Consider the following 14,502-nt stretch of genomic DNA (forward strand, 5'->3'; position numbering starts at 1 on the left):
ATGAGATATACAGGAAGAATTTACTTTACAAATTATGAAAGATCAGATAAAGAAGTTGCAGATAACTTCATTTATCCCGTGATGTTCTTCATTAAAAATGAAGAGGGAAAAATCATTAAACAGATTGCATATTCAGCTTTAGGAGAAAAGTCAGAAAGTGAATATGGAACTGGTGGAGGAAACGGAGGAGCCAATGGAATTGTTTTCCGCGCAAAATCTGAAATACCTGCATCATTCGTAAAATCATTTGGAAGCGAAGTTAAAATAGTTTTTTCGTGGTCATCCATCGACAGCGTTGATGGTAGTGAGACTGGCGGAGGAACTGCGAGTATTTTAAAAGGAAATACGATTCTATTTAATAAAAACATTAAGCAGGGAGTCAATGAGATAGATATCACGTCATATATTTTGGCGGGAGATAATACAATAACGCTTAGTATCACCGATAGTTATGGAAATAATAGGAAATTAAAATACGATATTCAAACAATAGCACTTGCTTTAAGTACTACCTACGACAAGACCACTATTAATTCGGGACCAATCATTTTTCGATATATTCCAACCGGGAATGTAGAGAAGACGATTCATTTCAAATTAAATGGATCAGATCTTCCACCAGTAGTTACTTCAATTAATAACAAAGAGCTTCTTTATGAAATTCCTGCACAGTCTCACGGAGTTCATATTTTAGAGGTGTATATGACCGCTGATTTGTCAGGAGAGATCATTGAAAGCAATCACTTATTTACAGATATCATCAGTGTTGTTGCGGGTAATTTAACACCTCTGGTTTCTTCAGCAAATAATGTTGCCGCTAATCAATATGCTCCAGCTTCGATTGAATATCTGGTGTATTCACCATCATCAAATTATAGCGATGTTGAGATTTTGGTCGACGGATTGAAGGTTTCAGAATTGGTAGTAAATAGAAGTTTGCAGAAGTTCACCTATACATTTATGGACTCAGGTGCGCACACTGTAACTTTTAAATGTGGCACTGTCACGAAAAATACTTCAGTAGTTGTAACAGCATTTGATATTCAAGTTGAAGCCGAAACGTTAGGCCTGGAATTATTTTTAAGCAGTCGAAACAGAAGCAATTCAGAGATTAACAAAAACGAGTGGAAATACAAAAACCTGTCATGTACTCTTACTGATTTTGATTTCAGCACCAATGGGTGGGTTCAAGATTCAAAGGGTTCTGTGGCACTTAAAGTGAGCGGAAATGCAAGGGTTGAGATTCCTTTCAAGATTTTTGAAAATGATTTTAAAACAGGTGGTAAAACATTAGAATTTGAATTTTCAACTTCAGATATAAAAAACAGTGACAGTACTATTTTTTCTTGTAAAAATGGAAATGTTGGATTTGTTGCTACCTCAAATTCGTTTTCGTTCAGTTCTGAGCAGGACGGTACTTCCATATTTTTTAAAGAAGAGGAAAGGATCCGTGTAAGTGTAGTCGTTACAAAGGTTGCAGATCAAAGATTGGTATTTGTGTATATCAATGGAATTATATCTTCATTATATCAGTATAATTCATTAGACAGCTTTTTACAACAAGCTCCTCAAAATATTACCATTGGAAGCAGTGATTGTACTATTAATTTATATAATATCAGGGTTTATAATAATAATCTAAACGCCGATCAGATGTTGTCGAATTTTATTGCTGACATGGATAACCTGGTTGAAAAAGTCAACATTTACGAGAGAAATAAATTGTACGATGCCTTCGGAAATTTGTCCTACGATAAATGTTTACAATCAATTCCATGCTTAACCATTGTTGGAGATCTGCCAACTTATAAAGGCGATAAAAAAACAATCGTTGGAGAGTATGAAAATGCTCAAGATCCTACAAAATCGTTTTCTTATGTAAATGCGAGTATTGATGTTCAGGGTACATCATCACAATATTATCCCCGAAAAAACTTTAAAATCAAATTTAATGGAGGTTTTAAAAATGGTGAAATAAATTCTTCAAAATACAAGCTTCGTGATAATTCATTGGCGGAAAAGACATTTACTTTTAAAGCTGATTTTATGGAGTCTTCTGGTTCTCACAACATTGGTTTGGCGAGGCTTGCACAAGATTCTTTGAATCAATTGGGTTATTTAGTTCCACCACAATTAGTTAATCCTAATATCCGTACTACAATGGACGGGTTTCCAATGCTTATATTTCACAGAGCGACACCAGATTCGGAGCGTATTTTCTTAGGAAAATATAATTTTAATAATGACAAGTCTAATGAAGCAACAACGGGTTTTACAGGGGGTCAGGAATGCTGGGAGTTTTTAAACAATACCTCAGATAATACATTATTTATTGCTACAGATTTTCAAAGTGTAGACGGAAATGGTAAGCATGTATGGAAGAATGATTTTGAGGGAAGATATCCGGAAGATAATGAAGATACATCAAATCTTGAAGCCTTACATACATGGATTGTGAGTTGCAAAAATAATCCTGCAAAATTCAAAACCGAGGCTCAAGATCATTTTAATATTCAATTTTTACTGTTTTATTATGTATTCACTGAGTTTTTTGCAATGGTTGATCAGCGCGCTAAAAATCAGATGTTTGCGATGTATCCGGATGCGCAAGGAAACAACCGTTGGTATCTTATATTTTATGATAATGACACGGTTTTAGGTCTTAATAACGAGGGTCACAATGTGTATGATTATTGGGTGGAAGCTCACGACGAAGTAGGAAGTGGTTTTGTCTGGAATGGCGCGCTTTCAGAGCTTTGGAAACTGGTTGAAGTTGCTTTTGATACTGAAATTACGGCTTTGTATCAGCAAATGAGAACTTCAGGAATTCTGACTTATGATAAGTGTAATATTTATTTTAACACATTAGAATCTGACAAATGGGCGGAAAGTATTTTTAATGAAGATGCGAAATATAAATATATAGATCCTTTGGTGGTAGCCGGAAACGGAAGTTACTTATACACCGCACAAGGCTCAAGAAAATCGCACAGGAATTATTGGTTATTAAACAGATTCAGATATATGGACGGAAAGTATGACACGTCTACTTTCTCATCTGATTATATCACGATGCGACTTTATACACCTTCGGGCACGCCTGTAGTTGCTCCCAATGCTAATTTTTTACTAACTGCTCAAAAAGACGGATACACTAAAATTAAATTTGGTTCCTATATCAACCGTGCGAGGCTTAGAAAAAATGTTGCATCTTTAGTTCAAGCTCCGGCTATTACTTTTAACGATACAGAAACCATTATTTATGGTGCATCTGCAATTAAAGATCTTGGAGATTTGTCAGGAAAGTATCTGGGTACTTTAGATGTTTCAAAAGCGACGAATTTGTCGAGGCTTCGGATTGGAAGTCAAATTTCCGGTTATTCAAATCAAAATTTGAGAAACTTGTTTATTGGTAATAATACAATTCTGGAAGAGTTGGATGTAACGAATTGTCCAAATCTAAAACAGTCAATAGATCTTACTGTTTGTACAAGTATTAAAAATATTTACGCTGCAGGAACAGGAATATCGTCGGTATTATTGCCAAAAGGAGGTTTGCTTGCTTCCTTAATTTTGCCAAATACAGCAAATACTTTAATATTAGATAATCAAAAATTTATTAAAAATTCTAATTTAACTTTTACGGCAAGTTCTATAAAAACTCTTGTAATTAAGGATTGTCCTTTAATTAATGTTAATGATATTGTTTCAAATCTTAAAAATTTGAGCAGAGTGAGAATTAATAATCTAAATGGAAGTAGTACTTCTAGCGAAAATTTCTTTCCACTTATAAATGCTAAAGGAGTTGATGATTTAGGTAATACAGCCCCACATTCTATCGTTGAAGGAAAATGGACTTTTACTAATATTTATCAAGAAGATAAAGATTTCATGGAAGCTAATTGGCCCGACTTTCATTTTACTTATACAAACATTACCAATTTTATTCAGATTTCGGATATAACAAGAAAAACTGCATTATTAAAAGCCTATGATACTAATGGTGATGGTGAATTAAGCTTTTCAGAGGCAAGATCTGTTACTGATATACCTGCCAGTAGTTTTAATCCTTTTATTAATTCAGAAAGATTCTTAGGTGGAAGTTTTGATGAATTTAGATTTTTTACAAATGTAGAAACTATTGGAGATCATGCATTTGACAACAACTCATTGCTAAGTATAACTTTTCCACCCAATATCAAGAAAATAGGGAGAAATGCCTTTCAATTATACGAAACAAGTGTTATAAATGGCAACTTTGATAACGTTGAAGAATTGGGTATTTCCCCAATTATGGGAAAATACCTAGACATTAATTTGTTTAAAAATGTTAAGATTTACGATGCATATTCGTTTACCTACAAGTATCCCAAAGCTGGTAAGTACAATCTCCCTTATATCACGCGAATATTTCCGGAAATGCTTACCACGAATATAAACAATACAAATGTTGAAGATTATGTTACTAATTTTATTGATCTTACAGGATGTACAAGTCTGGAAAGAATAGATTCATTTGGTTTAAGACTAAGATTAAGAACGGGTGAAAGTGAAATAACTATTATATTTCCCGCTTCTATTAATTATATGGCAAATGGCTGCATGCATCTGATTGCAGCTGGTGGTCAAACCAGTGTTAAAAAAGTAGTAGTAAAAGTATTGGCAACTACACCTCCTATTTTGGTAGGTACAAATCTCGTTTCTGATGGGATTATTATTGATAAAGTAGAAATTCATGTTCCTGCAGCAAGCGTTTCTGCTTATAAAACGGCAACCAACTGGAGCTATTTTGCCGCAAAAATTTATCCGATAACATAATAATAAAATATGACACAGACAGACAATATAATTAAAGCGGATCCTGGGAAATGCTTTAAAAGAAAAACAGATGGAGTTGTTTTTGGCGATGAAATCTATTTGGGAACGACTTATTATCTTGATGGAATAAGACTTCAAGAACCCATTCAGGAAACTCCTGATGATTTTGAAGAAATTGATATTGAGGTAAAAACAGAAGAAATTAATTAAAAGATGATAAATTTATTACTTATTTCCCGAACGGAAATTTATAATTAGTCCTGACAATATGCTCAAAATACGACCGAATATAATGGCTAATCAGTTAGAATAATACTATAATTACGAATATGTTTTTATGATGTTCGCTTTGATAGAACTATAAGATCTTCAACTATTTGGTTCGACATTTGTTCGCTTTTGACTACAAACCATCCTTATTTAAGGATGGTTTTTGTTTTTATCCATACATCAATTGTTATGGGAGTAAAAATCTATTTTTTTAAGGTAACAGCAGAAAATTGAAAGAAGATATTTGTAAATAAGAAAAAAATATATAAATTTGCATCACCAAAAATAAAGCAGACCTATAGTGTAACGGTAGCACTCCGGTTTTTGGTACCGTCAGTCGGGGTTCGAATCCCTGTGGGTCTACAAACCATCCTTTTTTAAGGGTGGTTTTTGTTTTTATTCTACATAGTAATTTTATAATACTAAATTATTATAAATCAAACGCAAAATTTTGGGGATTAAACCAAAATACCAACTAGTCAACACTCTTTCTTTCAACCATCTAATCTAGATAGTACAGGAAAATATTTTTCTATTTTAATAATTAATCTTTCAAATTTAAATTACAAAAGTTGAAAATTCTATTTTTCATTGCTTACTTTCAGGCAAAAGAATCCTTTGATATGAAAAAAAATAAAGTGAGATTACGAAAAAATAAGAGTGGAATTTCTTCCACTCTTATCTAATTTGATGATAATTATTAGAGTAAATATTAAACTTACTTATAAGGCTTTCCTTTACAATACCAATCATGTCTGATAATAGTATCTTTTTTATGAATGACAAGTTCTAGATTTCCTGCTCTCTTAATTATTGTATCTCCCGCTTCCACCTCATTATAGTCGTCAATCCAATTATTATGTACCATAATATTTGATTTTTCATAGGTTATGGGATGATAGCCTGTAATTTTGATCCAGGAATTATCTATACTTGCTTCTCCGACAATCAAATTATACTCATCAGGGTAGAACGCTTTTTTCACATCATTGCAATTAGGTTCTCCACATGAAGACACCAAGATTAAAAAGCTAAAAAAGGCAAATATTTTCATAGTTTAATCGAATTGAGGTTTAAGGTAAATATGTTTTTTAAACCAACTTTCATTTATTCTTGTTGTCTCAGTGGTAGCAACTCCTATATCATTACCTATCATTAAATTTATACTTCTAGTTGCTGTCCCATAGTTTACAGTACGTCTATTTTTAGAACTTTCACTATATTCACCACCCAAATAGTAAGCTACTGAAACCGATCGCCCTTCTCCTTCCATACCTCCAAAAACATCAGTATATTTATGCCCTTTTCTATCTTCACCAAAGGCATTCATCTGATTAAACTGAAGTCCTATTCCATAGCTTGGTGCTATACTTCTCAAACCACGGGTAGCAAATAAGGCTACTTTACCATCTCCTATATTATATGCTAAAGTTAAACTTCCACTTACAAGACCATAACTATAACCTACCGTAAATCCTATCGCATACCTTCCAAACATTTCAGTTTCAGCAGCATACAATTTTGACCTTGATTGATCTAAGTTCCAATCTTTTATTAAATTATCAACAGCATGTTCCATCATATAACTGTTGTGGGATCCTTGTCCAAAACCTCCTTTTTTACCTTTTATACCAGTTACTACAATTTCATCAATATCAAATGGACCATAGGTTGATTCTCCTATACTGCTTAGATATTGTCCATATGTATTAGGCACTACATTTTTTTTATTAGAATATGTATTTATAAAATTACTTGTAATATAATTTATTTCTGAAAATCCTCCTTTGAAAAGTCCTCCTGTTATTGCACTTTTAAAAACGTTTTGTCCAGTTACAATTCCATTCAATGCCCCTCCAATAAACCCGACTACAGAGTTTTCAATAAATTTGGTTCCAGCAATTGAACCGATACTTTTCATCCCTGAAGCATAACTACCTCCAGCTAGTCCACCTCCAATTACAGAAGTCCAGGTTTGTGTACTTTTCCAGTCCCATTTAACAGGGTTCCAGTTTCCATGATTTGCCTGAACTCCACTTAAATAACTTCCAACAAGTGTTCCAATAAACCACGCAATAAATTCACCATTTGGATCATTATAGATCAGAGGATTATTCATTACGTATCCGTATTTGTTGTAGTTTTGAGTATTAGTAGGAGCCTGTATGTTCTCATCTGCATTTAAGAATCTTCTGAGCAGTGGATCATACAATCTTCCGTTCATATGAATAATTCCTAATTCTCCAAAATGTTCATGGCTGGTATATCCTCTATCAATAATCAATAGTGAATGGTCAATAATATTCTTATCCGTAATAATGGCACCATTTCCGATTTGAAGATGCGTAAAATTCCCCCAGGCATCAAAATGTCTTTGCTCAAGTTTATTTCCAGCATCATCACTTATAGCAAGAACGCTTCCTAAGTAATCTTTATGTAAAAATTTATATGAACCATTGCTTTCATCAAAATTCTTCATATACACAATACTTGACTCATAAGGAGTTCCCCCAATATATATAATATGTTTCTCCTTACCTGTGGTATTGTCTACCAATACTTCAAATCTTCCATCTTCATTATAAAACTTTGTAAATTTACCATTTCCATCGCTGTTGAAATTGCCCCCATAAGTAACTCTTTGCCTCATGCTTCCCATACCATATTGGAATACTACATCTCCTTTCATTCCATCAATGAAAACAGGGTCATTATTTTCGTTATATACAATGCTTTGTATTAAGTCATTGTTATAATTCTGTACTCCGGCTGCATTTAAAGTCATTCCCGTGGGCTGATAAATCTTAGAAGAGTTTTCATACTTCATAGTTCCTACCTGATCATTCACCATGATTCTTCCTTTTACATCATAGGTATTTTGTGAGTTTTGTCCCATTTTAGGATTGGTCCAGCTTATCAATCTGTTATTATTGTCATAATTAAATGACTCATTAATACTAAAATCTCCTCCTGTTGATCTAGTTCTGAGCTCACCTTTTACTCCATCAAATGAATAATGAATCTGCAATATATCTGATTTTGCCTGAGATGAATGATTCATATTGGTTAAAAAACCACTTTCATCATACATATTATTTGTAGTTGAAGATCCAAGTTTTGCTTTTGTTACCTGTCCTTTTGTGTTAGTTTCCTGAAGCTCCCACAATATTTTCCCGGAATTTTTATCCTTTATTTGATAGAGTTCTCCATTCCATGGAATATACACATTTTCTATCTGAACCTTGGTAAGTACACCGGAAGAATATAGTTGCTTTTCATAAGATAGCACTCTCGCCTTATCATCATAAGTGGTTCCTTTCTGAATAAAATATTTACCATTACTACTTTCAGAAGACGACAAAACTCTCCCTTGCGGATCATATGCTATATTTGAGCTATATGCTTTACCTTTTGAAGTACCGGATTTTGAAATAAGCCTACCTTTATCATCATACGAAAAAGCAATGTTTTTATTGGTTGTCTCACCATTATCACCTGTAGAAATTTCTTTTTGCGAAATAAGCTGACCCAAATTGTTATAGAGGTATTCCTTAGTTCCTTTTGGACTGATAATCTTTATAGGCTGTCCGAAACCATCATATTCATATTTATACAGTCCGTTGGAAGGATCATTGAATTCTGATTTTCTTCCCCAGGCATCATATTTTGTGGTAACAATATTTTCAGCATATTGTGCCTTAGTTTGTTTTCCGGCTGCATTATAAGAAAACTGTATAGTTCCCCCTGCATCAGTTGAAGAAATAATATTTCCCAAAGCATCAACTGTTTGAGAAGTTGTTCTTCCATAGCCGTTAACTTCCTTATTTGTAGTAGTTAAACCAGAAACAGTGGTTATCACTTGTTTTCCTATAAAGGATTCCACTTTTTTCTCCTGAAGGCTAAGTTTTCCCAATGTTGTTGTAGTTGTTTTAACCGGAAAAAAAGTATCATCATACTCTACAAAATTCCATCTCAAATCATATGGAGGTTCAGAGTCTGCAGATGCAGATTCATAAGGCTCAGATTCTCTTATTTTCCTACCTAAACGATCATATACAATTGCTCTTAACACAAATTTGCCCTGTTCGAAAGCTTTGGTAGAAGTCTTGTATTCCTGGCCATATTTATTAATGAATTTCTTAGATACATTACCGTTGGGGTCATATTGAGTTAATGTAGTATTGGATTCAGCATCTTTATTATACTGATACGTTGTAGTACCCGCTAAATTATTTTTTGAAGTTAGCAACTTGCCCCACTTATCATAAACATTGCTTGTCGTATTCCCCGAAGGATCTGTCTGCTTGATAATCTGCCCCCAATCATTATATTCTATTTTTGTAACAAGCCCTAAATTATCTGTTTTCTTTACTACGAATAAACCTTTGGAATCATATTCCATTTTTGTAGTTTGAACTTGGGCATCGAGACTATTTCTAATTTCTTTTTGATTAATATTCCCGAAGATATCATAATTATAGGTCTCCTGAAGATACCCCGTATTATCACTATTCCAGCTTTTCAGGGTTTTCAACAGATTGTTTTCATAGGTATATTCGTCTTTGGAAGATTTCATGTCATTGTAAGCTTGTACTATACTTGTTTTAGATTGAGCACGCCCTATAAAATAATCTGTTCCAGTACCTGCCGGATTATGAATATATCCATATGTTATCGTCTGAATGCCAAGGCCATTATTAGTATTAGTTATGCCTTGCAAGGGAAGATAATACTTGTCATATACAACATCTCCAGTGGTTACTGTATTTGTTAAAAAGTCTTTCGATCTTGTTGTTTTTGGAACAATAGAAGTTACAACTTTAGATTTATCGGTATCAGAAATTGTGGTTGTAACCTGTCCATTCACAAGTTTATCAGACTGATATTTTATAGACTTATAACTTAGCAACTCGGTATTATTCTCAGAGATATCGGTCGGAAAAATTTTGGATAAATCATTAGTTCTAATGGACCATTCTTTAATAGGAACACCTTCGTTCAATGGATCCGTCTCAGTTCCTGACCATATTTTCGTGGTCTCCAGACCATAAGCAATCCATGAAGAACTTGCCATTTGTCGAAAACCAATCGGCTTCTTGTTGTGCAGATTTATCATGAGCCCGCGATAATAGAAAATTTTAACCCCATTTTGATTACTAATTGAACTTACTATCGGTGAATTTACTTCACCTAATTCCATTAATGGATACTTTTCATTTTTTACTGGCTTATAATTTCCTCCGCCATAATAGCTAATGAGTGTTGCTACATCTCCCTGCTCAATTCTGTTGATTGATGATCTTGGAAGGTTTGAATAATGAGAAAAATCAGTAACTCTACCCAATTTCTGATTTGAAGTGGGCGTATAAACATATAATGCATTTTGTCTTAAACCTATTATATCTCTAAAAATAACAGGCGTATTAAAATTATTAGTAACTGTCTTAGAACCAAATTGGATTCTCCCATTCAGATAGCCTTGATTCTCACTTACTTTTATTGTTAGTACAGTACTAGCAGAAGTAGATGAGGCAATATTATAATTGGTACTAAAATTAATAATATCAGACTTTCCATCTGCGTTAATGTCTAAAACTTTGGCTACAGAATAATTACCATTTTTATCCGCAGTATAACTTTCAGTTGAGGCAAAATCATTAAAATATGGGATTTTCAAGAAATTCTTTCCAGTATTTAGATTGATAATATAGTGATTATTAACGTTTGTACGAACAAATAAATCAGATATTCCATCCCCATTGAAATCAGCTATCTGTACCTGCGAAGAAAGACCAGAATACTCTGCAGAAAATACTTCGGATAAACTATAATTTCCCTGACTATTTTTTTTCAGATTAAATGCATGAAAGTTATTTACAGGCACAGATTCTCCACTTATTATACTACTCGAAGTAAGGTAAGTTTTCCCAATATCATCAACCCCGTCACCATTAAAATCTCCCAAAAGAAGATTTTCACCTTTAACAAAATCAAACTCAAAAAACGGAAAGGTATTATCTTGTTGCTTAACTACAATATATTTATGATCCTCATATGTCACTATTTCACAATCTTCCTCTGTAGGCAGATCATTTGGCAAATGTGGGCATATTCTATTTCTAGTAAAAATCTTTTTCTCTAGTAAAACTTCAGGGATACCATCTCCTTCAATATCATATGCAATAAGTTTTACAATATCACTTGTTTTTTGACTATCAAAATAAGGGTCAGGAGGGAAAGTACTTTCATTCTCATCCCATAGAGCACCCGGAATAATTTTTGTCCCAACTAATTGTAATGCATTCGGATAGGAATTTGCTGTAACATCAATAGTTTTTTTTAAATCAATAATATAATATCTTAGAGTTATATCCCTTGTTGTAGTGTCTATCGAATAAGAAACAATCCCTTGTCTACTAACAGCAAAATTATTTTCATCTTTTATATTGATTGGAATTGCATTTTTATAAACATTCTCTGTCCCTAAATAATATTCTTGAGAATAATTTCCATGCTGATGCAAATAATAACCTGCCGGGCCAAAACCAGAATCATTTCTATATAAAATTAAATCAGAAGAATAGGTTCCACGAAAATCACCACTCATAATAACATCATAGAAGTTTGTCCAACCTGAAGTATTAAGATAGCTATCCGGATAATTTTCATTCTTAACAAATTCAATTGGATTTGCAGCCTCATTTTCCGAATTATATTCTTGTATTTTATCTACAAATTGATATTTTGTCTCGTCTGATTTGTAGATAATATCATATTTTCTGTATTGAGATGTAGCATTGCTTACAACAATATTATCTAACAATTTATCCTGAATAAAAGATATATCGTTTACATAAGATTGTTCTATAAGATTTCGGGTTGCTTTTACATTATAATTGAAAACAATTTCATTAAAATGTGTCTTTCCTAAACTTTCATTTCCTCCCCATTTAATAGAAGAAATTACCGCAACATTTGTTCCTGTATCCTGTGTGTAGGTATATGTGATATAATTTCCCTTTGCATCTTTCCACTTGACGATATTATATTCCAAAGGAGTTCTTGCAGTACTGCTACCTGAGTTTGTTGAACCGTACCAAGCTTGTGATCCGTCAGTAAAAGTGACTTCCCAATATTCAGGTCCTTTCCATATTTGCCCGGTAATAGCACCGATGGATTTAATTTTTATGTTGGAAAATTTTTCTGTCACATATTCAGCTCCATCTTTTCCATATTCGCCAGCCTTGAGAACTAATCTTTGCCCGTTAAAACTATAAAAATCAGAATAATCTAATTGGGCACCTTGCATTATCCCATCCTTTTCTAGATTTTTTCCCGTTCTTGAAATAGAAGTAATTCCAGAAATGTTCCAGCCATAACCGGCTATACCATTAGGTGAACCGCTGTTATAGACAAGGGCCACCTGTGGTTCTACACTTTTTATCCCGGGAGGTAAGGCAATTGGCACAGTAAACTGAAACTGTCCTGCTCCATTTACATCAGCCATACCCTTTGTATCCTGAAACTTTTTCCCTTCTGGAGCTGTAGTTCCAGAAGGGTTATTTTCTCCTGCCCCGGAATCTAAGGGCCCTCCTCCAGGGTTTTCTGTAGCGGGGCCAATTTTTGCAATAAAGGTATTTGAACCTCCTGGTTTAGCATGGAATCCCTGAGCCATTACCACCGTTTGTGGATCCTGAACCGTCCGGGATACCGTTTCTGTCTGATACAATATGGTTTGTGAAAAAACCAACACTGAACACAAAGACAGTATCAATGATGAAAAAAATTTCATTTTAGTGTTTATAATAATGTTTTAATAAATTAGATATAATATCCTGAGCACAGAATAATAATCCTGTACCCTTATCTTTGAGAATTTTATGTAAGTCTATCTTTTGGTAACGTTTCTACCAAAGACCCTTCCATCTTTTAAAGTAAAACGAAGAATATAAACTCCCCAATCGTATCCGGTCATATTGATTTTAACCTGACGATTTAACTCTGGAATATTCTGTTGCTGAAATTTCCAATGTACAGTACTATGCTGGTAGAGAGATACAGATTCTATAAGTCCATCTACTTCTTCAGTCCAGTCAACTGTCAGATAATCATTTACCGGAACCGGGTAGAGTCTTATTTGTTTCCAGAATGTTTTTTCATCTATAGCAGTTATTTGCTGAACTACGGCTGCTGTTCTTGCTTGTTCCTGCAATGTAGTTTCTTTCAAAGTTGTTTCTTCAACCTTTTTTCCTTCTGCATTGGTACCTCTGTATCTTTGGTTTCCGGCCTCATCATATTTAAAGTAAACTTCAGTTTGTGAAAAGCCTAAAAAACCTATTAGCAGAGAAAATAACGAAAATAATTTTCTTTTCATTTTTTACTTTTTTGTGTTTAAAAGTATTTGAAACTGTTTTTTCAGTTCTTGAATTTCTTCTGATTGAGATTTTAAAATTTTATTTTCTTGCTGAAGAACTTTTAGTTTTTTGTTTTGTTCGATTGAGTAAAGGGTAAGCTCTTCTATTTTCTGTAAGAGTTTTATTTGAAATTCACCAACATTTACACCTTCTTTTTCCATTACTTTAGCAGAAGCAATTTCAGGAAGATGTTTTTTCTCTTTGATATGCTTTTCAATATCTTCTAATTTTGGGAGATCATAATTTTCATCAAAAACAAAATCAGCTGTTGGAGTTAAAGTAACTTTTATTTCTTTTGCCTCAAATTTCCCTTGTAATAATGCGTTTCCTGTAGAAGAAATTTTCATGATTTCAGGCATGGAAACAGGTGAATCTATTGCCACTTGCTGGGATGCTGAAGCCAATAATCTGAAACCTTCATTATCCAGCATAATTGCTGTTTTTACAAAGTTTCCTTCTCCACTGCTTGAAAGCCAGCCTACATTTGCTCCATTTGCTTTTACTCCATAACTCATATAAGAAGAACCGGAGCTTCGTAATGCCCCCCAGTTATTCATTGAACCACTAGCATAAGGTATTGAAAAAGCGTTTATTCCTGTCACAGAATCACCAGCTCCTGCCATAATAGTGCCTGCAACATGAAGTTTACTTAAAGGAGTCACAGTACCTATTCCAACATATCCGTTACTATCATTAATAACAAGTTTTGGATTCGTATAATCTCCTTTGGAAACAATCCATTGGCTTCCATGCAAATCACCAAAAAACCATCCATTAGTTCCATTAAAATATTGGGTTTGAATACCTCTGATAAATCCTCCATCATTGGTACTTCTTTTTAAATATAAAATAGGAGAAGGATTTTGGATAGTTACTTCAGAAAATGCACCTTGTTGTGCAAAGACAAATGATGAAGCCAATAAGGCTAACGACAATAATTTTTTTTTCATAATATTTTTTTTAAGAGTTAAAATTTCTTTATTGAATTAATTTGCTAGTA

6 protein-coding genes and 1 tRNA gene are annotated in these 14,502 nt (G+C 33.5%); 3 read left to right on the forward strand and 4 right to left on the reverse strand.

The window, feature by feature from the left end:
- The 3 genes from CQ022_RS11330 to CQ022_RS11340 all read left to right on the forward strand — a co-directional run bounded on the left by CQ022_RS11330 (position 1) and on the right by CQ022_RS11340 (position 5,451).
- Positions 1-4,818, forward strand: coding sequence for a leucine-rich repeat protein (locus CQ022_RS11330; RefSeq protein WP_105681488.1), 4,818 nt, complete (start codon positions 1-3; stop codon positions 4,816-4,818).
- 9 nt (positions 4,819-4,827) lie between these two features.
- Positions 4,828-5,028 (forward strand): hypothetical protein, encoded by a 201-nt coding sequence (locus CQ022_RS11335; protein ID WP_105681489.1) that lies wholly within the window; start codon positions 4,828-4,830, stop codon positions 5,026-5,028.
- Positions 5,029-5,380: 352 nt separating this feature from the next.
- Positions 5,381-5,451, forward strand: a tRNA-Gln gene (locus CQ022_RS11340).
- Between the two features lie 355 nt (positions 5,452-5,806).
- On the opposite strand, the gene CQ022_RS11345 is transcribed toward CQ022_RS11340, so the two are convergent.
- The 4 genes from CQ022_RS11345 to CQ022_RS23100 all read right to left on the reverse strand — a co-directional run bounded on the left by CQ022_RS11345 (position 5,807) and on the right by CQ022_RS23100 (position 14,452).
- Positions 5,807-6,142, reverse strand: coding sequence for a hypothetical protein (locus tag CQ022_RS11345; RefSeq protein ID WP_105681490.1), 336 nt, complete (start codon positions 6,140-6,142; stop codon positions 5,807-5,809).
- A 3-nt stretch (positions 6,143-6,145) separates the two neighbouring features.
- Positions 6,146-12,880: an RHS repeat-associated core domain-containing protein gene (locus CQ022_RS11350; protein WP_105681491.1), complete on the reverse strand. Its 6,735-nt coding sequence runs from the start codon at positions 12,878-12,880 to the stop codon at positions 6,146-6,148.
- A 96-nt stretch (positions 12,881-12,976) separates the two neighbouring features.
- Positions 12,977-13,462, reverse strand: coding sequence for a hypothetical protein (locus CQ022_RS11355; RefSeq protein ID WP_105681492.1), 486 nt, complete (start codon positions 13,460-13,462; stop codon positions 12,977-12,979).
- Positions 13,463-13,465: 3 nt separating this feature from the next.
- On the reverse strand, positions 13,466-14,452 hold the full coding sequence (locus tag CQ022_RS23100; RefSeq protein WP_185126797.1) for a hypothetical protein: 987 nt from the start codon (positions 14,450-14,452) through the stop codon (positions 13,466-13,468).
- Positions 14,453-14,502 lie beyond the last annotated feature (50 nt).

The organism is Chryseobacterium culicis (assembly GCF_002979755.1).
In the GTDB taxonomy this organism is placed as follows: Bacteria; Bacteroidota; Bacteroidia; order Flavobacteriales; family Weeksellaceae; genus Chryseobacterium; species Chryseobacterium culicis_A.

Excerpts from the sequence above, each read along its gene's own strand:
- CQ022_RS11330 (WP_105681488.1), top strand. The coding sequence starts at position 1 with ATGAGATATACAGGAAGAATTTACTTTACAAATTATGAAAGATCAGAT.
- CQ022_RS11335 (WP_105681489.1), top strand. The coding sequence starts at position 4,828 with ATGACACAGACAGACAATATAATTAAAGCGGATCCTGGGAAATGCTTT.
- CQ022_RS11345 (WP_105681490.1), bottom strand. The coding sequence starts at position 6,142 with ATGAAAATATTTGCCTTTTTTAGCTTTTTAATCTTGGTGTCTTCATGT.
- CQ022_RS11350 (WP_105681491.1), bottom strand. The coding sequence starts at position 12,880 with ATGAAATTTTTTTCATCATTGATACTGTCTTTGTGTTCAGTGTTGGTT.
- CQ022_RS11355 (WP_105681492.1), bottom strand. The coding sequence starts at position 13,462 with ATGAAAAGAAAATTATTTTCGTTATTTTCTCTGCTAATAGGTTTTTTA.
- CQ022_RS23100 (WP_185126797.1), bottom strand. The coding sequence starts at position 14,452 with ATGAAAAAAAAATTATTGTCGTTAGCCTTATTGGCTTCATCATTTGTC.